Source organism: Chryseobacterium sp. HR92, from assembly GCF_045689405.1.
Lineage (GTDB): Bacteria > Bacteroidota > Bacteroidia > Flavobacteriales > Weeksellaceae > Chryseobacterium > Chryseobacterium viscerum_A.
Genome location: NZ_CP139139.1, coordinates 496,477 through 520,828 on the forward strand (window position 1 = coordinate 496,477; position 24,352 = coordinate 520,828).

Annotated in this window: 24 protein-coding genes; 4 read left to right on the top strand and 20 right to left on the bottom strand. The window is 35.6% G+C overall.

What is annotated here, in order from left to right; translation table 11 throughout:
* Positions 1-79: 79 nt before the first annotated feature.
* From SFA27_RS02200 to pdxA, 12 genes are all read right to left on the bottom strand, one after another.
* Positions 80-1,315, bottom strand: a complete 1,236-nt coding sequence (locus tag SFA27_RS02200; RefSeq protein ID WP_407296002.1) for a glycosyltransferase — start codon at positions 1,313-1,315, stop codon at positions 80-82.
* Between the two features lie 3 nt (positions 1,316-1,318).
* The gene (locus SFA27_RS02205) at positions 1,319-2,506 is read right to left on the bottom strand and encodes a glycosyltransferase family 4 protein (protein WP_407296005.1); all 1,188 of its coding nucleotides are present in this window, start codon (positions 2,504-2,506) and stop codon (positions 1,319-1,321) included.
* A gap of 3 nt (positions 2,507-2,509) precedes the next feature.
* Positions 2,510-3,496: a hypothetical protein gene (locus SFA27_RS02210; RefSeq protein ID WP_264519482.1), complete on the bottom strand. Its 987-nt coding sequence runs from the start codon at positions 3,494-3,496 to the stop codon at positions 2,510-2,512.
* 4 nt (positions 3,497-3,500) lie between these two features.
* Positions 3,501-4,247 carry a glycosyltransferase family 2 protein gene (locus tag SFA27_RS02215; protein ID WP_407298155.1) on the bottom strand — a complete coding sequence of 249 codons (747 nt, stop codon included), beginning with the start codon at positions 4,245-4,247 and terminating at the stop codon, positions 3,501-3,503.
* Between the two features lie 55 nt (positions 4,248-4,302).
* Positions 4,303-5,067: a polysaccharide deacetylase family protein gene (locus SFA27_RS02220; RefSeq protein WP_407296008.1), complete on the bottom strand. Its 765-nt coding sequence runs from the start codon at positions 5,065-5,067 to the stop codon at positions 4,303-4,305.
* 6 nt (positions 5,068-5,073) lie between these two features.
* Positions 5,074-5,856 carry a glycosyltransferase family 2 protein gene (locus SFA27_RS02225; RefSeq protein WP_264519484.1) on the bottom strand — a complete coding sequence of 261 codons (783 nt, stop codon included), beginning with the start codon at positions 5,854-5,856 and terminating at the stop codon, positions 5,074-5,076.
* Positions 5,857-7,104: an ornithine--oxo-acid transaminase gene (gene rocD, locus SFA27_RS02230; protein WP_407296011.1), complete on the bottom strand. Its 1,248-nt coding sequence runs from the start codon at positions 7,102-7,104 to the stop codon at positions 5,857-5,859.
* A 329-nt stretch (positions 7,105-7,433) separates the two neighbouring features.
* Positions 7,434-8,789 carry an acetyl-CoA carboxylase biotin carboxylase subunit gene (gene accC / locus SFA27_RS02235; RefSeq protein ID WP_047373557.1) on the bottom strand — a complete coding sequence of 452 codons (1,356 nt, stop codon included), beginning with the start codon at positions 8,787-8,789 and terminating at the stop codon, positions 7,434-7,436.
* Between the two features lie 91 nt (positions 8,790-8,880).
* Positions 8,881-9,363: an acetyl-CoA carboxylase biotin carboxyl carrier protein gene (gene accB / locus SFA27_RS02240; RefSeq protein ID WP_047373556.1), complete on the bottom strand. Its 483-nt coding sequence runs from the start codon at positions 9,361-9,363 to the stop codon at positions 8,881-8,883.
* Positions 9,364-9,490: 127 nt separating this feature from the next.
* The gene (rpmF, locus tag SFA27_RS02245; RefSeq protein WP_002976251.1) at positions 9,491-9,694 is read right to left on the bottom strand and encodes a 50S ribosomal protein L32; all 204 of its coding nucleotides are present in this window, start codon (positions 9,692-9,694) and stop codon (positions 9,491-9,493) included.
* Between the two features lie 67 nt (positions 9,695-9,761).
* Positions 9,762-10,292, bottom strand: a complete 531-nt coding sequence (locus tag SFA27_RS02250; protein WP_047373555.1) for a DUF177 domain-containing protein — start codon at positions 10,290-10,292, stop codon at positions 9,762-9,764.
* Between the two features lie 84 nt (positions 10,293-10,376).
* Positions 10,377-11,468, bottom strand: coding sequence for a 4-hydroxythreonine-4-phosphate dehydrogenase PdxA (gene pdxA / locus SFA27_RS02255; protein ID WP_255812840.1), 1,092 nt, complete (start codon positions 11,466-11,468; stop codon positions 10,377-10,379).
* Positions 11,469-11,516: 48 nt separating this feature from the next.
* Between pdxA and SFA27_RS02260 the strand changes: the two genes are divergently transcribed.
* Genes SFA27_RS02260 through SFA27_RS02270 form a run of 3 tightly spaced genes read left to right on the top strand, consistent with a single transcriptional unit; the run spans position 11,517 to position 14,249 of the window.
* Positions 11,517-12,101: a riboflavin synthase gene (locus SFA27_RS02260; protein WP_407296016.1), complete on the top strand. Its 585-nt coding sequence runs from the start codon at positions 11,517-11,519 to the stop codon at positions 12,099-12,101.
* A gap of 1 nt (position 12,102) precedes the next feature.
* Positions 12,103-13,557 carry a HAMP domain-containing sensor histidine kinase gene (locus tag SFA27_RS02265; protein WP_047373552.1) on the top strand — a complete coding sequence of 485 codons (1,455 nt, stop codon included), beginning with the start codon at positions 12,103-12,105 and terminating at the stop codon, positions 13,555-13,557.
* Positions 13,557-14,249, top strand: a complete 693-nt coding sequence (locus SFA27_RS02270; protein ID WP_407296019.1) for a tRNA1(Val) (adenine(37)-N6)-methyltransferase — start codon at positions 13,557-13,559, stop codon at positions 14,247-14,249. Before SFA27_RS02265 ends, SFA27_RS02270 begins: the two co-directional genes overlap by 1 nt.
* A gap of 61 nt (positions 14,250-14,310) precedes the next feature.
* Here SFA27_RS02270 and SFA27_RS02275 read toward each other — a convergent pair whose 3' ends face one another.
* Together SFA27_RS02275 and rpmH are read right to left on the bottom strand one after the other, a co-directional pair.
* On the bottom strand, positions 14,311-15,021 hold the full coding sequence (locus tag SFA27_RS02275) for a cell division ATP-binding protein FtsE (RefSeq protein ID WP_047373550.1): 711 nt from the start codon (positions 15,019-15,021) through the stop codon (positions 14,311-14,313).
* Positions 15,022-15,174: 153 nt separating this feature from the next.
* Complete coding sequence (gene rpmH / locus SFA27_RS02280; RefSeq protein ID WP_039365072.1) at positions 15,175-15,333, bottom strand: 50S ribosomal protein L34; 159 nt, start codon at positions 15,331-15,333, stop codon at positions 15,175-15,177.
* Between the two features lie 235 nt (positions 15,334-15,568).
* On the opposite strand from rpmH, the gene SFA27_RS02285 reads away from it, so the two are divergent.
* Positions 15,569-16,573 carry a DHH family phosphoesterase gene (locus tag SFA27_RS02285; RefSeq protein ID WP_407296022.1) on the top strand — a complete coding sequence of 335 codons (1,005 nt, stop codon included), beginning with the start codon at positions 15,569-15,571 and terminating at the stop codon, positions 16,571-16,573.
* 49 nt (positions 16,574-16,622) lie between these two features.
* Here the strand turns inward: SFA27_RS02285 and SFA27_RS02290 are convergent, their stop codons facing one another.
* The 6 genes from SFA27_RS02290 to tilS all read right to left on the bottom strand — a co-directional run bounded on the left by SFA27_RS02290 (position 16,623) and on the right by tilS (position 24,332).
* Positions 16,623-17,429 carry a patatin-like phospholipase family protein gene (locus SFA27_RS02290; RefSeq protein ID WP_047373548.1) on the bottom strand — a complete coding sequence of 269 codons (807 nt, stop codon included), beginning with the start codon at positions 17,427-17,429 and terminating at the stop codon, positions 16,623-16,625.
* A gap of 74 nt (positions 17,430-17,503) precedes the next feature.
* Positions 17,504-18,286: an alpha/beta fold hydrolase gene (locus tag SFA27_RS02295; RefSeq protein WP_407296025.1), complete on the bottom strand. Its 783-nt coding sequence runs from the start codon at positions 18,284-18,286 to the stop codon at positions 17,504-17,506.
* 111 nt (positions 18,287-18,397) lie between these two features.
* Positions 18,398-18,919: a biopolymer transporter ExbD gene (locus SFA27_RS02300; protein WP_047373546.1), complete on the bottom strand. Its 522-nt coding sequence runs from the start codon at positions 18,917-18,919 to the stop codon at positions 18,398-18,400.
* A gap of 323 nt (positions 18,920-19,242) precedes the next feature.
* Entirely contained in the window at positions 19,243-20,784 is a 1,542-nt protein-coding gene (locus SFA27_RS02305) for a T9SS type A sorting domain-containing protein (RefSeq protein ID WP_407296028.1), read from the bottom strand.
* Between the two features lie 136 nt (positions 20,785-20,920).
* Entirely contained in the window at positions 20,921-22,993 is a 2,073-nt protein-coding gene (locus SFA27_RS02310; protein ID WP_407296030.1) for a cytochrome c biogenesis protein CcdA, read from the bottom strand.
* Complete coding sequence (tilS, locus tag SFA27_RS02315; protein WP_407296032.1) at positions 22,983-24,332, bottom strand: tRNA lysidine(34) synthetase TilS; 1,350 nt, start codon at positions 24,330-24,332, stop codon at positions 22,983-22,985. Before tilS ends, SFA27_RS02310 begins: the two co-directional genes overlap by 11 nt.
* Positions 24,333-24,352 lie beyond the last annotated feature (20 nt).

Here is a 24,352-nt window from a genome sequence, read left to right on the forward strand (position 1 = left end):
ATGAAACACGATTATTATTTCATTATTAATCTATAGACCTATCCATTGGATAACAGCCCGGAAAATTAATCAATTAAAATTATTTTCTGCCTTTTTTTAAAAACGCGTTTACTTTTTTTCTTATTTTATTATAAATAGTACGTTCAAGATAATTGACTCTGGTGTTTAATCTTTCAATTTCGCTCAAATAGAAAACATTATTTACATCACTACCTCCGCTGCTTTCATTTTTATCAAAACCATCAATGAAACCCAGTCTTATTTTGAACAGTTCCCCAATAGATTGAATAGAAAAATTTTCTGCAATTTGTGATTTCGCATTTTCTTTGATTGCGGTTAGGTTTTCAAAATTGTTTTTGATATACTGAAGCTTTTCAACAGCATCTTTAAGGCTTGGTTTGGCAAGTGTTAAACCTTCATCAATCAATCCTTTTGTATTGGATGTTTTGATAAAATTGTATTGGATCAGGAAGCTGTTATTTACATTCATAAAATCCAGGTTTCCGGAATAACCGGTTCCGACTACAATTTTACCATAAGCCATAGCTTCTGCCATTGTCAGCCCGAAACCTTCCGAACCGTGGAGAGAAATCAGAACATCAGACTGCTGGATCAGAGAATGTAGTTTTTCTTTTGAGAAATGCTCGTTAATGATGATTACATTCGGAATATTATTGTACGCTTCCAAAGCTTTCTGAGCATCTTTGCTTCTTTCAAGATTATGTGTTTTTACAATAAGAACACTGTTTTTATCCTCTTTGAAAACCGTTGTGAAAGCTTCAAGTGTTGCTTCAGGGTTTTTTCTGATAGTAGTACTCAAAGAATCAAAAATCGTAAGATAGATCTTTGAATCTGAAGAAATATTATACTGGTCCAGTTCAAAATCTTTAGATTCTGCCATCTTTTGAATCGGATGAGAAAATCTGATCACCGGAATTCCTGTATATTTTGTGAATATATTGACACAGAAATCACTTGGAACCCACAGCTCATCAAAGACATTTAATATTTCAGCAACCTTATCGGAAACTTCAGGAAATTCCCAGGCCCAATAGATGATGTTATAATGATCCTTAAGATTCAGATCCTGATTCTTAGAGAAAAAATTGTTAATAAAATTGATATTAATGTGGAAAACATTAATTGAAGATGATGCTTCGGAACCCGAATCAATTCTTTCAAAAGTTTCGCTGGAATAATTAATCCGGTTTACTTTGATACCAATTGCTTCCAATGCTAAGGCATTCAGCCTGGTGGCTTCGGAAATTCCAAAATTTCCATCAAAAAAACCATGGTAATTTACACTTAATGACATGGATTATAATGTTTTAAGTTTTTCTTTTACTTCTTCAGGTGAAAATGCTCTCAGGCTGTCTACAGAATTTTGGCTTAATGTGTTCCAAAGTTCTTCATTAGTATTCAGTTGAATAATTGCTTCTGCAAAACTGTTTTCATCATTGGCAATCAATACATTTTTTTTATCGGTAAGCTTCATTCCTTCTGCTCCGATATCTGTGGTAACCACCGGGAAAAAGTATTCAAAGGCTTGCCCTATTTTCCCTTTTACCCCAGCACCAAACCGTAAAGGAGCCACCATAATTTTAGAATTCATGAAATGCTCTTCAATATTTTCTACAAACCCTAAAAATTTAAACTTAGGATATAGTTTAAGATCCAGTTTTTCAGAAACATTCCCAATGATGCTTACTTCCAGTTCAGGATAGGTTTTCCAGACAATGGGCATTATTTTTTCATACAGGAATTTTACCGCATCAATATTCGGTTCGTGGATAGAGCCAATGAAGGTAATTCCTTTACTTTCATTAAAGTTCTTTCTATCAGAAATATCAATTTTAGGATAATGAATGTTTGATACCGTAATGATCTTATTTTTGTCCGCATACTGGGCCATGATTTCTTTCTCTTTATCAGAGATGGCAATAATATAGTCCAGCTGTGGTGCAACAACCGTTTCCAGACGGAAGAAGTGTTTATAATTTTTCTTTAGAGAAATACGGGTTGGTTCCAGCTCAATTGCTCTTTTAAATCTTAAAAAATGAATATCCACCATATCATAAATGAATCGGGCAGAAGGTAAAATAGCCTTCATCTTTTTGTAAAACAGATTCAGGGCAAGAGGACCATTGAACCAAACGTAATCTACCTTTTTAAAGGAAGACAGGAAATCATAGATATTCCTGTACTTATTGTTCTCTATATAAACGATAACATTGTGCTGCTGATAAAACTTAACATAAGAATCGTCTTCAAAAATATGAGGAGCAAATAAAATGCAGTTATATCCTAATTCTTTGTAGATTAATATAAGTTCTTTCAGTCTGTTGGCCCCGGATTCTTTATCATGGGCAGGGAAATCTCTTGATGCAAACAGGATTGTTTTTTGGGAATCGTCATGCAGATTGATGTTGACTATATCCTTAGACTGAAGATATTTGAGCTTTTCTTTTCTTTCGAAGTGTTTTTTTATTTTTTTTAAGAGTCCCATTTGCTAGTTTTTAGTATCAAGTTCAAAAACTTTGTTTACCCAACTATCCAAAGTATATCTGTAGTAGATTTCCTCAGGAATTTTTTCGTAAGGTGTTTCAAAAAAAGATTTGTCAAGATTACTAATATTTTTGTTTAAAATCAAAATATTATTGGGATTGTAAAAATCATAGGTTTTAATGGCTTCATTATCAGTAATGATTTTCTTCTCCAGAGACATGGCTTCAAAAACTCTGAAACTAAGTCCGTACTGACCTTCACGCATCAGGTCAAGCAATACTTTTGAATTTTTATAATATTTAGGAAGATCGTTATGAGGAATCTTTTTGATGCTGAAAATCAGAAAGAGGTTTTTAGGTACCGTCATGAAAATATTTGTCAGCTGATGTTTCCATGATTTTTTTCCGATAATCATAATCTGGAATTTCAGGCCCTGCTCAATCAGCTTTTTAGCTAGTAATTTTATCAGTGAAACTCTTCTGTTATCATAAGAGGTGATGTAGAAAAGATCCATTTCAGGCTGCTGAATTTCTTTTGAACAATGAGGCAGGTAAATATAATTCGTCAATTTTTCAAATCCGTGCTTTTTAACATCAATATAATCAAAGGAAAATACTTTGTCAAAAAGGTATAGTTTATCTTCTACAGGTACTCTTTCAAGGTTGTCATAAAGATAGGTAACCAGGCGGTCTGTATATTTTCGGATTTTTTCAAGGGTTGAAAGATCAAATGTATCAGGGTTCATCACTAATATCTGATCCTGATGTCCTAATTTTTCCAAGGCATCCAGAACATATTTCTGTCTTTTTTCAGTCTTAAGATTTTTGTTTAAAAAGGTTTTGCTTAAAGCATTTACAGCTCTTTCATTGAAATTGGAATGAGTAACTGTGCTGATCTTTATATGATGGGCATCAATACCTCTTTTGCATAATGCTTCAACAATATACTTATCATAATCCCAAAAATCATAACTAATGATACAAATCTTCATTCAACTAATTTTGCTCTTTTTTTAATGATTCATAGGTCTCAAAAACGCTTAAAGACTGCAGGTAAGATAACTGATACCCTTCTTTTCCGTCTAAAACACCAAGTCTCATTATATAGGCTTTAAAGAATTTAAAAGCTGTTTTAAGATATTGCATTAAAACATTGTACTTTTTCCCTTTTGCTGCCAGTTCTTTCCCCTTTAAAACTCCGTAATGAATCATTTTTTTTCTATAAGATTCATAATCTGAAACGGAGTAATGTAATAATTTATTTTTTAAAATCCCAATAGTTCCGTTGACTTCCAGAGTTTCGTGTACCTTTTTTCCTGCCATATATCTGGCCTTCGATTTTCTGAAAAGCCTGAAATTTTTATCAGACTGTGTTCCTGAAAAATGAATCGGTTTCTGAGCAAAAAAGAATTTCCTGTAAAAGTAATAGGCATCTTTTTGCCCGGGTTTATTCAGCTCATCTATAATTTCCTGCTTCAGGGCCGGGGTAAGTCTTTCATCACCATCCAAAAATAGAACCCAGTCGTTTTTTGCAGAATCCAGAGCCAAATTTCTTTGTTTTGTAAAGTCTTCAAATTTATTTTGAATCACTTTTACATTAGGGAATTTCTTTGCAATTTCTACAGTTTTATCCGTGCTAAATGAGTCTATCACTACTATTTCATCACAGAAATCAAAAGACTCAAGGACATCCTGTATATTTTTTTCTTCATTATATGTTATGATTAAACCACTTATATTCATCACAACGATTTGTTTGATAGAGAGGTACGTAAAAATACCCCTTTTAAATTGTTTTTTAAAATAGTTTTAATCTTCCAAAGATAAGTTTTAATTTGAACTTTATTATCGAATCTTTGCCTTTTATATCCACCCTGCATAGTTCGTATGGATGCTGAGTCGGGAAGTAATTAACCCTATTTCCAATTCTTACTGCAAAATCAATTCCTATTTTTCTCAAAATAGAAAAAAAAGCAGATTTTTCCTCTTCTTTATTGGGATATTTGCCATACGGATATGCTAAAACCTTTGAATAGGCTATATTTTGGGCGTCCAGAATGCTCATGTTTTTTTCTAGATCTTTTTCTATAAGATCAAGAGACCTGTCTTTCAGGTTTTCATGGGCATGGGTATGAAGGGCAATTTCAAAATAATTTCTGTCCAGACTTCTGATTTCATCAAAGCTCATCATGGGATAATTTTTATATCCTTTTTCTATGAATCCTGTGGGGATAAAAATGGTAGCCTTCAGATTGTATTTTTTCAGTAAAGATGGCAGATATTCAAGGTTATTTCTGTAGCCGTCATCAAAGGTGATGATGATATTTTTTTTTGTAGAAGCAGTAAGCTCTGAAAAAAAACGGGATGTGTATTTTTTGCGGCTCAGATATGAAAACTGCTCTTCAAGGTTTTTTACACTTACCGTAAGATCTTCGTGGCTTTCTTTTTCCACCTGATGGTACATGAGAATAACCAGTCTGTTCTTCGGGAAAGCAAATAGGTACAGACGGAAATATATAACGATAAATACCGCTAATACAACAGGAATAAGATACAGAATCATGCTATTTTATTGTATTTTTTCCTTTTCTATTTCCACTAGTCTTATTTTTTCACGCAATTTAATATATTTTAAAAAAGTGTAATAAGACATCGTTTTGGCAATATAAAACCCGGGAAACCCGTCCAGAAAGCCTCTTTTGAAAATAAATACCTTGATAAATTCAAAGATAGGGCTTACAATGATTTTGAACCTATTGATTTTTTGTCCTCTTTCATACATTTTCTCAGCCATCATATCAGAATATTTATTGATTTTCGAGACATGATGATGAATACTTTTGTAGGTATAATGATTCAGTCTTCCTTCCAGAAGACCGGATTTCTGATCGGTAATTAAAAATTCATGAACTTTATCATCAGAATATCTGGCGTATTTTTTTCTGAACAATCTTTCACGGCATACATTTCCCCATCCTCCGAATCTGATCAGGTGAATTCCAAGATGATTGTTGAATCTTGCCTTATACACATTGAATTCTGCGCTTTCTGAAGAAACGATTTCCACTATGGATCTTTTCATGTCCTCATCAGGAACTTCGTCAGCATCCAGAAACAGGACCCATTCATGAGAACATAAATTAAGGGCATGGTTTTTTTGTTCACCATACCCGTTAAATTTTTTCTCAAAGAATTTTATCTGAGGATATTTTTGAGTGCAAATCTCTTTTGTCTTATCTGTAGAAAAGCTGTCGACAATAATAATTTCATCAGCAGTATCTGCCAGAGAATTTAAAAGCCTTACAATATTCTCTTCTTCATTGTAAGTAATGATTGCTAAAGAAAGAGCCATTTATTTATACTCAAGAATAGTCTTTTCAAGAATCTTTACGCAATCCAGTAACTGCTCTTCAGTAATTACCAATGGCGGTGCCAGTCTGATGATATTACCGTGGGTAGGCTTTGCCAGTAATCCGTTTTCTTTTAACTGTAAGCAAAGATTCCATGCGGTAGAACTTTCAGGAGTATCGTTGATCAGGATAGCATTTAAAAGTCCTTTTCCTCTTACTTTGGTAATAAGGTCTGTCTTTTCGATCAGTTTGTTAATTTCAGCTCTGAACAGCTGACCAAGTTCTTCAGCTCTTTCAGATAATTTTTCTTCAGCTACCACGTCCAATGCTGCCACTGCTACTGCACAGGCAATCGGGTTTCCTCCGAATGTAGAACCGTGTTGTCCCGGTTTAATTACATTCATGATGTTATCATTCGCTAAAACAGCTGATACGGGATACATTCCTCCGGAAAGTGCTTTTCCTAAAATTAAAATATCCGGCTGTACCTCTTCATGGTGGCATGCAATCAGTCTTCCTGTTCTTGCAATACCCGTCTGAACTTCATCAGCAATGAAAAGAACGTTGTGTTTTTTACATAGTTCAGAAGCATTTTTAAGGAAGTTTTCATCCGGAACATATACTCCGGCTTCTCCCTGAATAGGCTCTACAAGGAATGCTGCAATATTTCCTGCTTCTCTGCTCAGAACTTCTTCTAAGGCTGCAATATCATTGTAAGGAATTTTGATAAATCCTGGTGTAAAAGGTCCGTAGTTCTGGTTAGCATCCGGATCATTAGAGAAAGAAACGATAGTTGTTGTTCTTCCGTGGAAATTATTTTCGCAAACGATTATTTTTGCTGCGTTTTCAGAAATTCCTTTTACTTCATAACTCCATTTTCTTGCCAGTTTTACTGCGGTTTCCACAGCTTCAGCTCCCGAGTTCATGGGTAAAACTTTATCGAATCCGAAAAGAGTCGTGATTTTTTGTTCGTATTCTCCCAATTTGGAGTTGTAGAACGCTCTTGATGTTAAAGCCAGTTTTTTTGCCTGCTCTACCAATGCTTCTACAATTTTAGGGTGAGAGTGCCCCTGGTTTACAGCAGAATATGCTGAAAGAAAATCATAATACCTTTTGCCTTCTACATCCCAAACGAAAACGCCTTCTCCACGGTCCAGAACTACTGGAAGCGGGTGGTAATTGTGTGCTCCGTGTTTGTCTTCAAGGTCAATAAAATACTGTGAGTTTTTTGTTTGTTCTGCTGTTGACATATATTTTGGTTTTCAACAAATTTACACATTATTAATAATATGCCTGAACAAATATCTAGTGTCGTATGGAGGTGTAATTAAAGTAGATTTTAAGGTGGAATAATAGGGTATCAGAAAATATTTTCTTTATTGACATATTGTTTTAGGTTTTATATCTTTCTTATGGCAGGATTTTATTTTCTGTTTCCTTTATTAATTTTTTATTAACCATTAAATCTGGAATGTTCCCAATCGTTTTTATGATATGTAAGTCTTAATATATACCGAATTGATGAACAAAAAAACTGCCTCAAAAAGAGGCAGTTTCGTTTTATATTTTTTAAATAATCTTAGTGATTATCATATTTTCTATCCATTACAAAATCTTCCATGAATTTTGTAGTATAGTTTCCTGCAAGATAATCTTCATTATCCATCAGTTGTCTATGGAAAGGAATGGTAGTTTTTACTCCTTCAATATAGAATTCCTCAAGAGCACGTTTCATTTTAGCAATAGCTTCTTCACGGGTTTGAGCCGTAGTGATAAGCTTAGCAATCATAGAGTCGTAGTTAGAAGGAATTGTATATCCGGAATATACGTGAGTGTCTACTCTGATTCCGTGTCCGCCAGGGATGTTTAATCCTGTGATTTTTCCCGGAGATGGTCTGAAGTCTGCGTAAGGATCTTCTGCGTTGATTCTACACTCGATTGAATGTAATTTAGGGTAATAATTGATTCCTGAAATAGGAGTTCCCGCAGCAAGAAGAATTTGTTCTCTGATCAGGTCATAATCAATTACCTGTTCAGTAATAGGGTGCTCTACCTGGATTCTTGTATTCATTTCCATGAAATAGAAATTTCTGTGCTTGTCTACAAGGAATTCGATAGTTCCTACACCTTCGTATCCAATAAATTCAGCAGCTTTTACAGCAGCGTCACCCATTTTCTCCCGAAGTTCATCTGTCATAAAAGGAGAAGGTGTTTCTTCCGTTAATTTCTGATTTCTTCTCTGTACAGAACAGTCTCTTTCAGAAAGGTGGCAGGCTTTACCGAATTGGTCACCAGCAACCTGAATTTCGATGTGTCTAGGTTCTTCAATCAGTTTTTCCATATACATACCTCCGTTTCCAAAGGCAGCTACAGCTTCCTGAATTGCAGATTCCCAATGGTCTTTAAGATCTTCAGCTTTCCAAACGGCTCTCATTCCTTTTCCACCACCACCGGCTGTTGCTTTGATCATTACAGGATATCCTGTTTCTTCAGCTACTTTTACAGCGTGCTCGTAAGATTCAATCAATCCGTCAGAACCTGGTACACATGGTACACCTGCAGCTTTCATGGTAGCCTTAGCATTAGCTTTATCCCCCATTTTTTCAATCTGTTCAGGAGAAGCACCAATAAATTTGATGCCGTTCTTTTGACAGATTCTTGAGAAGTTAGCGTTTTCAGATAAGAATCCGTAACCTGGGTGAATGGCGTCAGCATTGGTAATTTCCGCAGCAGCAATAATGTTAGGGATTTTAAGATAGGAGTCTTTACTCATTGCAGGGCCAATACATACCGCTTCATCAGCAAATCTTACGTGAAGACTGTCTTTATCAGCAGTAGAGTATACTGCAACGGTTTTGATCCCCATTTCTTTACAAGTACGTAAAATACGCATTGCAATTTCGCCACGATTGGCTATTAATATTTTTTTGAACATCTCCGAAATTTTAAATTATAAATTTTGAATTTTAAATTATTTTAAATGAAAAAGATTCATCTAAAATTTATAATCTTTAATCTAAAATTCCTTAAGATGGATCTACCAAGAATAAAGGTTGGTCATACTCTACAGGAGTAGCATCGTCAACTAAGATTTTAACTATTTTTCCGCTGATTTCAGATTCAATCTGGTTGAATAGCTTCATAGCTTCAATAACGCAAACTACTTTACCAACAGAAACTTCGTCACCTACATTTACAAATACATCTTTATCAGGAGATGGCTTTCTATAGAAAGTACCGATCATTGGAGATTTAATCGTTACATATTTGCTGTCATCAGATGCAGCTTCAGCTTTCTCAGAAGCAGGAGCTGCAGGAGTTGCAGCAGGTGCCGGAGCCGCTACAGCTTGTGGTGCAGTGTGGTATACTGCAGGCTGTGCATATACAGCGTCGCTTCCAGCTAATGGAGTTTTAATAGTGATTTCGAAATCTTTAGTCTTGTATTTTACTTCTGAAACTTCAGCTTTAGATACAAACTTAATAAGATTTTGTATGTCTTTAATGTCCATAAATTTGATATTTGATTTTGGGTCAAAGATACCAAAAAAACGTAAAAAACAACAAAAAACCGCCAAATTTTATCAAAATTGGGCGGTTTTTGTATTAAAACGAGGCTTTTTCAATGAAAAGCGACTCTTAGTTTTCTTCAGTAGCAGCTACTTCTTTTTCCAATACTACTTTACCTCTGTAGTAAAGTTTTCCTTCATGCCAGTGAGCTCTGTGGTATAGGTGAAGCTCTCCTGTTGTTGCATCTTTAGCTAATTGAGGAACTACAGCTTTGTAGTGAGTTCTTCTCTTATCTCTTCTTGTGGACGACTGTCTTCTCTTTGGATGTGCCATTTTCTAATAACTTTTTTAATTGATGAGCGATGAGATTCATCATCTCATCATATTTAAATTATTCTATTTAATTATTGTCTCTTAACTTTCTTAAAGCATCCCATCTAGGATCACTTTCATGTTCTTCCTCTTCTGTTTCCTCAATCTCTTTCGGACTGAACTGGTCTAGAATTTCAAGATCTTCATCACTTACATTCGGTGAAACTTTTTTCATAGGGATAGAAAGCATTACATTTTCATAAATCAAATGTGCTACATTGAAAGCATGCTCTGCAGTAGGAATGGTAATAACATCTTCATTGCTGTCATCATATTCTTCCCCGAAATTCACCAAAATCTTGATTTCATTCTCAATTGGATAGTCAAAATCTTCGTTTGTAATATCACAAACCAATTCAACCAATCCATTAATTTTAATCTCAAATTCTAAAAAAGTAGTGTGTTTATCAAGCGATACATTCACTTCTATTCTAGGATTTGTAAATTCCTGCTCAGTATCAAATAATTGAAAGAACGTTTTATCTATCTCAAACTTGAACTCGTGTTTTCCGTTTTTTAGTCCGGAAAAGCTTACGTCATAGTTTCTTAACTTGTCCATAAAATGAGTGTGCAAAAATATGCATTTTTTTTATAATAACAAATAAAATCTAAAACAAATTAATTTAAAATTTGTTTTAAAGATTTATCCTTCAGTTTCCTCCGGTAGATCCTCATCTATTCCGTTGTCTACAACCATTTTTCTAGGCTGCATGCGGTCGTTCATAAGTTCACTGTATTCACTTCTGTTCTTGAAAATTTTAATTGCAGTGAATATTGCTTCCGTAAAACTCTGCTCATCAGCAATATTTTTTCCTGCAATATCATAAGCAACGCCGTGATCCGGAGAAGTTCTGATAAAAGGAAGTCCTGCTGTATAGTTTACACCTTCTTCATATGCTAATGTTTTGAAAGGTGCTAATCCCTGGTCGTGATACATTGCTAAAACCGCATCGAAATTTTTGTATTTGCTTGGCTGGAAGAAGCTGTCTGCCGGGAAAGGGCCGAATGCCAATGTTCCGTTGTCAGAAAGTTCTTTAATTGCCGGGCTGATGATTTCAATTTCTTCATTTCCAATAACACCGCCATCTCCGGCATGAGGATTTAATCCCAGTACAGCAATTTTAGGCTTTTGAATACAGAAGTCTTCTATAAGTGTTTGGTTCAGAACTCTGATCTGTTTCTTTATTTTTTCCTTGGAAATATTTTCAGCTACCTGTGCAATTGGAATATGGTGTGTGGATACAGCTACTTTAAGATCTTCAGTTACAAGGAACATCAATCCCTTTTTGCTGAATTTCTCTTCAAAGTATCCTGTATGTCCGGCATGTTTAAAGCCCATTTTCACCATTTCATCTTTGTTGATTGGAGCGGTTACCAAAACATCAATCTCTCCTTTCATCAAAGCTTCAGTTGCGGCTTCCAAAGAGTCAATAGCCATTTTGGTAGACTCTTCTGTAGGAACTCCCAGTTCTACATTAACGTTTTCCTTCGTCAGGTTAAGCATGTTAAGTTTCCCTGCCTGAGCCTGTGAAGCTTCATTAATATAGTTGAAATTAAGATTCAGCTTAAAAATGTTTTTCTGATAAGTGAATAATTTTCCCGAACCAAAAATTACAGGAGTGAAAAAATCTGTAATGGTTTTGTCTTTCAGAGACTTCATAATGATCTCCGGGCCTATGCCGTTGAAATCACCGATTGAAATTCCTACTCGTACTTTATGGTTTTTTGGGCTCATTTTGATTATCTTTGAAGATTATAATTTACAAATTTAGCAAAAAATAATATGTTCACAGGAATTATTGAAGCAGTTGGTGTTATTGAGAGGATTGAAGAAAAAGGAAGCAATATAGATTTTACCTTGACATGCCCCTTTACAAACGAATTAAAAATAGACCAGAGTCTTGCACATAACGGCTGCTGCCTTACAGTTGTTGAAATAAAAGACAATCAATATGTAGTAACCGCCATCAACGAAACATTGGAAAAAACCAATCTTGGAAAATGGGAATTGGGAACCGTGGTGAATCTGGAACGCTGTATGAAGATGGATGGAAGACTGGATGGACATATCGTTCAGGGACATGTTGATAAAACCGGTGAAGTAGTGGGGATTGAAAACAAAGACGGAAGTTATTTCATTACAATGAAATATGCTTATGACGGGAATTTTGTAACTGTGCCTCAGGGATCAATCACGGTAAATGGAATCAGTCTTACGGTGGCAAAAAGTGAAGATGCTCAGTTTTCTGTAGCCATTATTCCTTATACATGGGAATTTACCAATATGAAACATTTAAAAATTGGTGACAAAGTGAACCTGGAATTTGATATCATTGGTAAGTATATTGCTAGGTTAATTAAAAAGTAGAATGTCGATTAATAAGTATAAAGGATATAGCTTAAGGAACCGTGTGTTTTTCGGTTTCCTGCTGGTATGTTTTTTAAGTGTTGTGGCTACGTCGCTTGTACCTTATTTTGTACTGAGAAATCACTCTCTGCAGCAAAGTAATATTGATATGCAGGATAAGACGAATGCTGTAATGAGATATCTGGATTACGCGGTAAGCCAGACGCTTATTGAAACAAAAGATCTTCCGGAAGTTTTGGGGAATAAAATTTTCGAAATAGCGGATATCAATCAGCATGACATTTTTATTTACGATCTGAAAGGGAATTATTTACTTTCCAATAAAGATGAAGCTTTAGTTGAGCAGAAAACCATTCCTATAGAAATCATCAATAAGATTCTGTCTACCGATGCAAGAGTAGATATGGTTAATTATGATGCTGCTAAAGATGCAAAACTTACTTCTTCATATCTTTTGTTGAAAAATAATGAGCTTGAACCTATCGGAATTGTCTATATTCCTTTATATCATAATGAATCTGCCTACCTGGAGGTTCTTCATCAATATGTAAAATACATTCTTTTAGTCGATATATTTCTTATTCTGTTTAGTATCTGGATTAGCTGGGTGACATCTAACAGTCTTGCGAAGACAATCACAAAATTTTCTGATATGATTACCCGTATTACATTATTTGAAAATGAAATGCGTCCTATCAGATATTATAAAAATGATGAGCTTAATGCTTTGGCAAGAGCTTATAACAGAATGATTCTGCAGATCCAGGACCAGAAAGAAAGACTTAGATTCAAAGCATCTGAAGAAGCCTGGAGGGAAATGGCCAAACAGGTTGCTCATGAAGTGAAAAACCCATTGACTCCGATGAAGCTGACGATTCAGAATTTTGAAAGAAAATTTGATCCCGAAGATCCGAATATCAGAGAAAGGGTAAAACAAATGAGTAAAACAATTGTGGATCAGATAGACCTTATTGCAACGGTGGCTTCAGCTTTCTCAGAATTTGCGAAGCTTCCTGAAAAAAATAATGAGGTGATCAATCTGAATACAGAGGTTGAAGATATTCTCCGTGTCTTCAATGATGATAGTATCTTTATGCATGCCAATAAGAGCAATATTATGATCAATATGGATAGAATTTATCTTTCCAGAATTATAACCAATCTTGTTACCAATGCAAAACAGGCAGAAAGTGATGAAAGAAAACTGATCATCAATGTAGATGTGGAACAGCATCAGAGAAGAGTGATTATTTCTGTTCAGGATAACGGAATAGGAATTCCTGAAAACATGTATGAAAGAATCTTTGAACCGAATTTTACTTCTAAGAGCAGTGGAATGGGACTAGGCTTATCCATGGTAAGAAAAATGATTGAAGATTATAAAGGAGAGATCTCGGTGAAATCCGAAGTAGGAAAGGGGTCAACGTTCATTATTACACTGCCTACCAATTTATAGTGAAACCTTTTACATTTAAGCAATTTAAAATTGAACAGTCTAAAGACGTCTTCCGTGTAGGAACAGACGGTGTTCTGCTTGGTGCGTTGGCTAATGTTCGCAATGCTTCCCATGTTTTGGAAGTAGGGACGGGAACAGGGCTGATCTCCTTAATGCTGGCGCAAAGAAATCCACAGGCTCATTTTTTAGGGTTGGATATTAACGGAGATGCAGCAGCGCTTACTCAACTTAATTTTGGAAACGCACCTTTTCATACAAGGCTGAAAAACAGGCATCAGGATTTTAAAACTTTCGAGACAGAAGAACGGTTTGATCTTATCGTTTCCAATCCTCCTTACTTTGAAGAATCGGGATCGGAGAAGGATAAGATTGCCCGTCAAACGGTGGAATTAAACTTTATCCAGTTAATATCCAAGGCGTCTAAGCTTTTGTCTGAAGGTGGAATTTTTTCCGTAATTATTCCTGTTGAAGCAGGAGATGTTTTTATTTCAATTGGAAAAGAAAACGGACTGTTTCTGAACCGTAGGGTAAATATCAAAGGAATTGAGAATTCAAAAGCTAAAAGACTGATTCTTGAGTTCTCATTACAAGAAAAAGAAATCAATGAATCTGACTTTATTATAGAAAAAAGTCCGAGACAATACTCGGACCAATATCTTGAACTCACTAAAGAGTTTCATGTTTTTAAATAGAGAAGTTAGAAATTAGATTTTAGAAGTTAGTTAATTTCTTAATCTCTCAATTTTTTAATTCTTACTCAAACAATTCTGCTGTATCCAATACAGATACTTTTCCATCTTCACATCTGATAGCTTCACCAGGGAAGTTTTGAATCATGTGGTAATCATGTGTTGCCATTACTACTGCCGCACCATTTTCAAGGGCAACCTGTTTTAATAGTGTCATAATTTCGTTGGAAGTTTCCGGATCGAGGTTCCCTGTAGGCTCATCCGCTAAGATAAGATCCGGGTGGTTAAGAAGGGCTCTTGCGATGGCAATACGCTGTTGTTCACCTCCGGAAAGCTCATGTGGCATTTTATGCTTTTTGCTTTTCATGTTCACGCTTCCCAAAACCTCGTTGATACGGTCTTCTATTTTTACTTTGTCATTCCAGCCTGTTGCTTCAAGAACAAATTTTAAGTTTTTTTCAACCGTTCTGTCAGAAAGTAACTGGAAATCCTGGAATACGATTCCTAATTTTCTTCTTAAGTTAGGGATATCAGACGGTTTTAGCTTTGCCAGGTCAAATCCTACAACAGCTCCGTGTCCTGATGCTAATGGAATGTGTCCGTAAAGCGTTTTCAGAAGGGAACTTTTTCCGGAACCTGTTTTTCCGATAAGATAGCAGAATCTACCTTTTTTAATGTTAAGATTTACATCAGAAAGTACAGTGAAGTTTTTTTGCGCAATCTTTGCGTTTTGTAAACTTATAATATTGTCTCCGGAGATATTTGTATGTGGCATAATTTAATTTTAAAGGCTGTTTCTAACAAAAATATTTCAACTTTTAAAAATAGAAAAAGATGTTGATGTAGCCTAAATTTTAGTAAATTTTAACAACAAAAAATGCCTGAAAAGGAACTTCTCAAGCATGTTTTGTATATGATAATAAAAAGATTATCTCTTAGCGCGTGCAGCACTTACAGTTAAACTCTTTCTGCCTTTAGCTCTTCTCGCAGCCAAAACTCTTCTTCCATTTGGCGTAGACATTCTTTCTCTGAAACCGTGTTTGTTTCTTCTTTTTCTTTCTGATGGCTGGAATGTTCTTTTACTCATTACTATATGTTTAAATCGTAATTAATCTATTAATTTTCAGGTTGCAAAGATATATAAATTTTTATAAGTTACAAACTTTAATTATTTTTTTTTGAAATTAAATGCAATGTTTTTTTATTGAACAATGGCAAACCCCTGATAAGAATACCATTTCTCTGTGCAAAAATAATATTTAAATGATTTATATAAAAGCTCTATCTTTGAAAACTTTAATTTTAACGAAAATAAACACCCGATGTTTACACCAGCAGAACTTTTAGATATCAATACATTACTTACTCAAGAGAGCAAAATAGTTATCCTTACCCACTACAACCCGGATGGAGATGCTATTGGTTCAAGTTTGGGATTGAAACATTATCTGAAAGCAAAAGGAATTCATGCAGAAGTTATTGTGCCTAATGATTTTCCAAAATTTCTGAAATGGATGCCGGAGTCTAAAAAAGTTATTATTGCAGAATATAAAAGAAAGCTGGCATCTGATATGATTGCAGGAGCAGATGTTATTTTCTGTCTGGATTTTAATTCTCCATCACGAATTGGATTATTAGGAGACTGGCTGGTGAAAGCTCAGGGGAAGAAAATTCTTATTGACCACCATCAACAGCCTGAAAAATTTGATTTTGTTTATTCCGATACCGTAATTCCGGCTACTTCACAGATGATCTATCATTTCATTGAAGCAATGGATGATGAAAAGCTGGTAAATCAGGATATGGCAGAATGTCTTTATACCGGAATCATGACTGATACTGGAGGTTTCCGTTTTCGTTCCACCAGTGCCACTACCCACAGAATTATTGCCAATCTGATTGAAAACGGTGCAGATCCGGCGATGATTACATCCAATACCTGGGATACCAACACAGTTTCCCGTCTGCATTTGCTTGCTTTGGTTCTGGGAAGAATAGAAGTGGTGAACGATGGAACGGTAGCTGTTTTAAGCCTTACACGAAACGAATTGAAAGAATTAGGTTTCCAGAAAGGAGATACGGAAGGTTTTGTCAACTATGGTTTAAGTATTGGCGGTGTAAAAATGTCAGCATTTTTCATGGAAGACCTGTACGAGGACTTTGTTAAAATTTCATTCAGAAGTAAAGATGATGTGGATGTAAACCAGTTCTCAAGAAAATATTTCAATGGAGGCGGACACATCAATGCAGCCGGAGGAAAGTCTTTAGACTCTTTATCCGGAACTATAGAAACTTTCAAAAATAAAGTAAAAGAGGAAGGCTTGTAACAAGTAAAAAGTAAAGCCCTGATTTGATAAACTTCCGTGACTTTCAAACTCACAAAGCTTTACGAAATCCTTTCTCTTCAAGTTCCTGACAGGTATATTCATACACCTGCTGAAACATTTCATCCATATATCGTTTGTTGAAAAGGCTGTATTTCGTCATCTTAGGCGGATCTAAAAAAATATTACAATATTTTGCCTTAGAATACACAGATTTTGCAATGGCTAAGTGAAGGATTCTGTCAAATTCTTTCATCAGACTCATTTTCCTTAATTCATCATAGCTGATTGAGTTGACGTGGGAGGCAATAAGGAAGTTGCATTTATCCATAATGGGTTCAATGGGAAGGTTATCCAGGACACCACCGTCTACATAAATTTTCTCACCTATCCTTACCGGAGGAAGAATAAAAGGAACACTGGAAGATGCCAGCAACGGTCCGAAAAGCTCTCCTTCAGAAAAGAAATCTACAATACCATGGGTCATTTCAGTCGCAGCTACATACATGGGGATTTCCAGAATATTGAAGTTATCCTGCGGGAAATAATCTTTGAACAGTTTTAAAATGAAATTGGAGCTGAAGATTCCGTTTTTTGATAACTTTAAAGCTGATCGAGAAAAAAAAGAAGTCTGGCGTACAATTTCCATCATCTCATCCGGTGTTTTTCCGAAAGAATAAAAAGCACCAATAATAGAGCCTGCACTGGTTCCGGAGATAATGTGCGGTTTCAGATTGTATTCTTCCAAAGCTTTCAGTACGGCAATATGGGCAATCCCACGCATTCCTCCGCCTGAAAGTGTAAGCCCAATAACCGGTGGTGCCGGTGGTTTCTTTTTTTTGAATGAGAATAAAGCCATTACGAATATTATTCTCTACTAATATACAGGATTTTTTTATTAAACACGACTTTAATCTGCCATGAAAAATGAGGTTATAAAACCAGTTTTTTAGGAAGGTTATGAAGAAGTTCTGTATTGATGATTTCGGCGCAGATACCAGGTTTTTCCCAATGCCCGTTGTGCCCGCAGTCCAGAATATAAGATTTGATATTTGTCCTGTCCGGAAGATGTTTGATCATCATGTCGGTTTTTACAGCGTTGTCATGCTTACCGGCCAATACTAAGATTTTTGCATCCAGGCTTTCCAGAACATGCTTTTTGTCAGTTCTTTCTACCATACCTTTTACACAAGCAAGAACTCCCAGATTGTTGGTAGATAGGGCGGTTTCAAGAGCAGTTTCAATTTTTCCTTCCAGTATATCTCTTTCATTTGGATTGAATAAATTGGGTACTCCGGCTCTTGCATAATGGGCAAATGCATCTTTTATAATTCTGTAGCTTTTGATGCGCTGTTGTTTTTTCTCTTCATCATCCGGAAAATAGGTAGAGAAAAATAATGTTAAGCTTTTTAAACAATCAGAATATTTTTCAGCAAAGGCAAGTGAAGTATATCCTCCCATAGAATGTCCCAAAAGATGAACTTTTTCTAAATTTTGCTGATCTAAAACTTTTTTTACCTCCTCAGCCATCAGTTCCATGGTGTGAACTTCCCCAAGAGTTTCAGACTGTCCGTGGCCGGGAAGGTCAATTTTGAGCAGTGAGAAATCTTTGGAAAGATGATGCTCCATATCGCTCCAGATGGATAGGTTTTCCATAAATCCGTGAAGAAGTACCAATGTTTCTTTTCCGTTTCCTTTTCTTTCAAAGTTCAGCATGATTCCAAAATTATAGAAGGTTAAAAATAATACAGCCGGTTACGTACTGAAGATTCGTTTCTCCTTTCAAATTTAAACAAAAAAGAGCATTTTTAAAATGCTCTTCGTCTTTTATTGAGTTAATTCCTTGTAAACCTTTGTTTCCCAGGGTTTGATATCGGTTACACCATATCTTTCCTTTTTAGATATTGCAAGGTTGTCCAGCATATCCACAAAATTCTTATAATTGGCTTCATCCGTTGGCTTTACAATAACGGTGAATTTGTCGGGTGCGGGTGCTTTCTTATAAGCTTCGGCAATGATTTTTGAAATTTTTATTCCACTAAAATCAGTTTCTTTAAGATTCCCTGTATTCAAGTCTTTCTGGTTGCTCTGATGATAAAATACACGGTTATCTTTCCCGAGGATAAATGTAACCTGATTTTGATCCCCGATTACATGATCAGTCGGAAGAGTATTGGGATCTTTTGCCGGTAATCCTAAATCCATTACGTTAGGTTTTGTAAAATTGGTTGTGAACATAAAGAAAGTGATCAATAGGAATCCCAGATCTACCATAGGAGTCATATCTACTCTGATCATTTTTTTCTTTTGTTTGCTGCCTTGTTTTTCTTGTGCAATTACTTCTGCCATGATTAAAAATTTTTAAATGTTAAACGGTGTTTGTTGAAGAATTCTTACAAAACACATGCCTTGTTTGGTTAATAATCAATAGATTCATGAATCTATTGATTGTTTTTATGCGAATTTTAAATATTTCTGTCTCTTTTAATCTATTTGATTTAAAAATGACAACCATGATATTGTTGGTTTACTGATTATTGAATTTTCAGGATAATCTTTGTATGAAGATTTACACAAAAAAACTCACACGATAAAGTGCGAGTTTTTAAATCATAAAAAATGTTTTGTTAAGCCTAAATAATGAATAATTTAAATGTTTGTAGATAAATACATTATTTGCTGACTGTTATTTTCTTTGAGAGGATGATTCCGTCTTTGTTTTTTACCTGTACAATGTAGATCCCTTCTGAGAATGTAGAAGTGTTGATCTTAATTTTTTCTTCGTTATATTTTTGAGAGAATAGTTTTCGCCCGGACATGTCCGTAATGCTGATAGTAGTTTCTTTGGGAAGATGATCCACATAAAAGAAATCTTTTGCAGGGTTAGGGTAGATGTTGGGTTGATTCATTTTTTGAGTTTCTGAGATTCCTAGTTGTTCCGGGTTTAATTTAACTACCCAGGCATCAATTGAACCATGATGTCCCGTCACGTCTCCGTCCGTGGAATAAGCCTGTCCTGCGACTATATATCCTCCATCCGTTGTCTGTTGAATAGAATACGCATCATCAAAAACAGTTCCTCCCAACGGTTTCTGCCATTGTAAAATTCCTGAAGAATCCAGTTTTATGACCCAGTAATCATTGGATCCATGATTTCCTGTAATATTTCCGTTTACAGAAGAGGTTCCGCCAGCCACAATATATCCGCCATCAGAAGTCTGCTGTACAGAATAAGGATAATCATTACCAGTACCGCCAAAATATTTTTGCCATATTGTATTTCCGGAAGCATCTAATTTTGCCACACAATAATTAGATACTCCAAAAACTGTCGGAATTTCAGAGTTTGCAGAATTTGATCCACCGGCTACAATATATCCACCATCAGATGTTTGCTGGATAGATTCTGCAGAGTCAGCAAGATTACCCACCAATGTTTGTTGCCATTGCAGAATTCCAGAGGAATCTAATTTTACGATCCAAAAATCTTCGTTTCCATGATTTCCTGTAATGTCTCCATCGGTAGAAGCGGATGCTCCTGCAATAATGTATCCTCCATCAGAGGTCTGCCGGATAGAATTGCACCTTTCATAAGAGGTTCCGCCTAAAGATTTTTGCCATTGTAAACTTCCTGAGGCATCTAACTTTACGATCCAGTAATCAGAATTTCCATGATTCCCTGTCACATTTCCATCGGTAGAGTCGGATTCTCCTGCAATAATATACCCTCCGTCTGCAGTTTGACGGACAGAATTTGCTCTGTCTTCATTAGTTCCGCCTAAAGATTTTTGCCATTGAATATTCCCTGAGATATCTAGCTTTACAATCCAGTAATCGGGATTTCCATGATTTCCCGTCACATCTCCGTCGGCAGAACTGGACTCTCCCGCAACAATATATCCTCCATCAGCTGTCTGTTGAATAGAGTTTGCACTGTCATAGAAACTTCCACCCAATGATTTCTGCCATTGTAGAGTTCCTGAGGCATCTAACTTTACAATCCAGTAATCGGAATCTCCATGATTAGTCATATTTCCATCAGTTGACATAGAATTTCCTGCAACAATATATCCTCCGTCAGAGGTTTGCTGAATATCATTAGCCGATTCACCCTGACTGCCTCCCAATGCTTTCTGCCATTCTATAGAAGGTGCGGTCTGAGCCGAGAATATGGAAAAAGTAAAAAATAAAAGAGTAGATGTTAAATGTCTCATATGTATTTGAATTGGTGATAGTTATTCAAATATAATTAAAATTCCATTTCTTTTAGTATTTTATGGTGTACACAATTCATTTAAAATAAAAAACTCACACGATAAAGTGTGAGTTTTTAGATGATATGTAAATAATTTATTTATTCTTTTTATAGAAATTCACTCCGCATTCAAGGAATTTTTTGAAATCCTCTTTTGGCATATATCCTGAAACAGGTGTGTTAATCACCTTTCCATCCGGAGTTATCAAAACATAGTGAGGCTGCGAGTTATTGTTAAAGTTAACCTGCTGGAATAAGCTCCATCTGTCACCAATTGTTTTTACCTTTTTGATCTGTCCTTCGCCAAGGTCAATTTTAGTTTTTTGATCCTCTGGAAGCTCTTCCTTGTCGTCCACATACAAAGATGCTAATACTACATCATTCTGAAGGATCGGTAAAATGTCCGGTTCGCTCCATACAAACTCCTCCATTTTTCTACAGTTTTCACAACCGTATCCGGTGAAGTCAATAAGGATGGGTTTATCCTCTTTTTTAGCAAGTTCTATTGCTTTAAAGAAGTCGTGTTCCGGATGCATTCCTAAAATTCCGTCTTTTTCATCATGAAAATAGCTTACATTAAGTGGAGGTAAAATTCCGCTTAAAAGTTGAAGTTTCGGACGGTCAGATGGTATTAATCCCTGGATTAAGTAGATTACAAAACCAATTCCCAATACCCCTAATATCTTTCTTGTAATGGAGATTTTAGGTTTTTTATCATCATGCGGAAATCTGATGAATCCTAATAAATATAATGCTAATCCTAATGCAACAATAATCCAGATGGCGATGAAAAGTTCTCTTTTTAAGAAGAATGTCTTAGAAACAAGATCTGCTTTAGATAAGAATTTCAAAGCTAAAGCCAGTTCAACGAAACCTAAAACTACTTTTACTGTATTCATCCATCCTCCGGATTTCGGAAGACTTTGTAATGCTTGCGGGAATAAAGCTAATAGTCCGAAAACGATTGCCCACGCAAGACCGAATCCTGCCAATGCAAATGTCAGTAACATCGGAACGTTAGTAGAACCCGTTACTGCACTTCCCAGTAAACTTCCTAAAATAGGTCCTGTACAAGAGAAAGAAACAATAACCAATGTCAATGCCATGAAGAAAATACCGATAAGTCCTCCTGCTTCTTCTGCTTTAGAAGATTTATTGGCAATTGAACTTGGTAAAGTGATATCATAATACCCGAAGAAACTTCCGGCAAAGAAAATGAATATGATGAAGAATGCAATATTCAGCCATACGCTGGTAGAAATCTCATTGAAGATATTTCCTGCAATTCCGTCGATAACGTGGAAAGGAATACTTAATAAAACGAAGATAAGAAGGATGAAAAACCCATAAATAAGAGCATCTCTCTTTCCTTTTGCCTTATTCTTGCTGCCTTTCGTAAAGAATGAAACCGTCAGTGGAATCATTGGGAAAACGCAAGGTGTAAGCAAAGCGATTAGCCCGCCAATAAATCCTAGGAATAAATAAGTCCAGTAATTTTCATCTACTTTAGCAGAAGCTGTACCGCAGTCTGTCAATGGTTTTTTGAAATCTATGCTTTCAATTTTCAGCTGCTTAGGATCCAGTGTTGAGGTTTCTGTAATTGTAGCTTCTGTTTTTGAAGGATTTTCAGTAACCGTTTCAATTGTTTTTACTGAATCTTTTACCGGAGCTGCAGTTTCTTCAGTAGCCACTGCTTCTTCCGTTGCCCCTTTTGGTGTAACTTTTTGATTGAATTCTAATGTATTGGGAGCCAGACAAACTCTGTCATCACAGGTCTGATATGTAATTTCAGAAGTGACATCCGCAGGCTTTGTAGGATCTTTTAATTTAAATTTCTGCTTAAATCCAGCTGAATTGGAGTAAAAAACAATTGTTCCCCCAAAAGCTTCAGAAAACTCTTCATGCTTTTTACCTACTTCGGTAAACTTCCCGATCAGTTCAATATTCTTTCCCGTAACTTTATACTCGGTAGGAATTCCGGTATCTTCCGGCAAGTCTTTTGAGTAAATATGCCATCCGCTTTCCATAGTAGCATTCAATACAGCTTCGTACTGATTGTTTCCAAGGTCGTTGATGGTGAATTTAAACTTTACAGGATTTTTTATCTGCGCATTAATCCCTGTCGCTAAAAATAGTAGAATTAATAAAAACCAATTTCTAAATTTCATTGTTCATTTCATTAAAAATTTTGAGACTCCATTTTGTCTTCTCATTCTTTGCATATCTTCTATCCTGTCTGAAAGGGATAATCCCAAGTACAGAATAATTGCTGTCTGTCAGTATCCAGATTTTTTGCCTCGCTAAAATAGATAATTTTTCGTCCCTAAAAAACTTAGAAACTTTCTTTTTCCCGGAAAATCCGGATGGATAAAACTCGTCACCCTCTTTTTGTTTTCTCAAACGTAGTGGGAAATGAAGTTTTTCGGCATCAAAATCCCATTCAAATCCTTTATTGATTCCATCAATGCTTTCAATATAATCTACGGGATTTATGTTGATTTGGTTTTCGGAAAAATCAAAATGATCAATCAGGATTATTTCCTCTTTGATTTCCTGTTTATCATTTTTCTCAATAAAGATCAGCTCATCACGATTGATAATCAACTGATATTTTTCTGAAAAAAAAGAACTGTTGTTTTCGGCCTTAAAAATTTTAGGGATTTCTTCCTCCTGGTTGAATCCATATTTTTTTAAGATTTCAAATTTTACGAAATCGCCTTCCTGATCCAGCTTTTCCTTTGATAAGATTTTATAGTCTGGGTTAAATACCGTAATACGATTTTCTATCTCCTGAATCTGTTTCCGGACAAAATCTTTAGTTTGATTCAGATATAAAGAACTTTTTCTGAAGTTTTCCAGAAAGTGATCATTGGTATCCATCAGCACCGGAACAATCTCATTTCTAATCCTATTCCTCAGGTAATCATTTTTTTTATTAGAAAGATCTTCCCGGAATTCAATTGTGTTCTCCTCAGCAAACTGATAAATTTCTTTTTTTGAAAAATTTAGAAGCGGGCGGAGAATATCATTGTCATTTGACGGAATTCCACTCAATCCGTTGATGCCGGAAGCTTTGGAAAGGTTGATGATAAATGTTTCCAACTGATCGTTCAGGTGATGAGCAGTAATCAGAAATTCCAGTTTTTCCTTTTCCTGGATTTCTTTAAAAAAGTTATACCGGAGTTCCCTCGCCCAAAGCTGAATAGAGTTTTCAGGTTTCCGGTCCTTTTCCGAAACTTCATACAAATGAAATTTTATATGATTTTTCTCACAAAAATCCTGCACCGTTTTCTGATCCAGATCAGAATCATGACCACGGAGTTTATAATTGATATGGGCAACCTGAAACTGGAATTTTGAACCTTTGATTTCGTGCCCTAAATCCCTGAACAAAGAGGCAAGAACCATAGAGTCTGCTCCTCCGCTTACCGCCAGAAGATACGTGTGATTTTCCGGTTCGTGAACGAGATTTTTTAATTGGCTGATAAAGCTTGATTTTTCCAACATAGATGTTGAGAATTTCTTTT

Bases quoted from the DNA above. Each gene is read 5' to 3' on its own strand.
- SFA27_RS02220 (WP_407296008.1), bottom strand. From the start codon at position 5,067: ATGATTCTGTATCTTATTCCTGTTGTATTAGCGGTATTTATCGTTATA.
- rpmH (WP_039365072.1), bottom strand. From the start codon at position 15,333: ATGAGTAAAAGAACATTCCAGCCATCAGAAAGAAAAAGAAGAAACAAA.
- accB (WP_047373556.1), bottom strand. From the start codon at position 9,363: ATGGACATTAAAGACATACAAAATCTTATTAAGTTTGTATCTAAAGCT.
- SFA27_RS02300 (WP_047373546.1), bottom strand. From the start codon at position 18,919: ATGGCAGAAGTAATTGCACAAGAAAAACAAGGCAGCAAACAAAAGAAA.
- tilS (WP_407296032.1), bottom strand. From the start codon at position 24,332: ATGTTGGAAAAATCAAGCTTTATCAGCCAATTAAAAAATCTCGTTCAC.
- SFA27_RS02295 (WP_407296025.1), bottom strand. From the start codon at position 18,286: ATGCTGAACTTTGAAAGAAAAGGAAACGGAAAAGAAACATTGGTACTT.
- SFA27_RS02310 (WP_407296030.1), bottom strand. From the start codon at position 22,993: ATGAAATTTAGAAATTGGTTTTTATTAATTCTACTATTTTTAGCGACA.
- SFA27_RS02275 (WP_047373550.1), bottom strand. From the start codon at position 15,021: ATGCCACATACAAATATCTCCGGAGACAATATTATAAGTTTACAAAAC.
- SFA27_RS02285 (WP_407296022.1), top strand. From the start codon at position 15,569: ATGTTTACACCAGCAGAACTTTTAGATATCAATACATTACTTACTCAA.
- rocD (WP_407296011.1), bottom strand. From the start codon at position 7,104: ATGTCAACAGCAGAACAAACAAAAAACTCACAGTATTTTATTGACCTT.
- SFA27_RS02305 (WP_407296028.1), bottom strand. From the start codon at position 20,784: ATGAGACATTTAACATCTACTCTTTTATTTTTTACTTTTTCCATATTC.
- SFA27_RS02260 (WP_407296016.1), top strand. From the start codon at position 11,517: ATGTTCACAGGAATTATTGAAGCAGTTGGTGTTATTGAGAGGATTGAA.
- SFA27_RS02290 (WP_047373548.1), bottom strand. From the start codon at position 17,429: ATGGCTTTATTCTCATTCAAAAAAAAGAAACCACCGGCACCACCGGTT.
- SFA27_RS02250 (WP_047373555.1), bottom strand. From the start codon at position 10,292: ATGGACAAGTTAAGAAACTATGACGTAAGCTTTTCCGGACTAAAAAAC.
- SFA27_RS02265 (WP_047373552.1), top strand. From the start codon at position 12,103: ATGTCGATTAATAAGTATAAAGGATATAGCTTAAGGAACCGTGTGTTT.
- accC (WP_047373557.1), bottom strand. From the start codon at position 8,789: ATGTTCAAAAAAATATTAATAGCCAATCGTGGCGAAATTGCAATGCGT.
- SFA27_RS02210 (WP_264519482.1), bottom strand. From the start codon at position 3,496: ATGAAGATTTGTATCATTAGTTATGATTTTTGGGATTATGATAAGTAT.
- SFA27_RS02215 (WP_407298155.1), bottom strand. From the start codon at position 4,247: ATGAATATAAGTGGTTTAATCATAACATATAATGAAGAAAAAAATATA.
- pdxA (WP_255812840.1), bottom strand. From the start codon at position 11,468: ATGAGCCCAAAAAACCATAAAGTACGAGTAGGAATTTCAATCGGTGAT.
- SFA27_RS02225 (WP_264519484.1), bottom strand. From the start codon at position 5,856: ATGGCTCTTTCTTTAGCAATCATTACTTACAATGAAGAAGAGAATATT.
- SFA27_RS02205 (WP_407296005.1), bottom strand. From the start codon at position 2,506: ATGGGACTCTTAAAAAAAATAAAAAAACACTTCGAAAGAAAAGAAAAG.
- SFA27_RS02200 (WP_407296002.1), bottom strand. From the start codon at position 1,315: ATGTCATTAAGTGTAAATTACCATGGTTTTTTTGATGGAAATTTTGGA.
- rpmF (WP_002976251.1), bottom strand. From the start codon at position 9,694: ATGGCACATCCAAAGAGAAGACAGTCGTCCACAAGAAGAGATAAGAGA.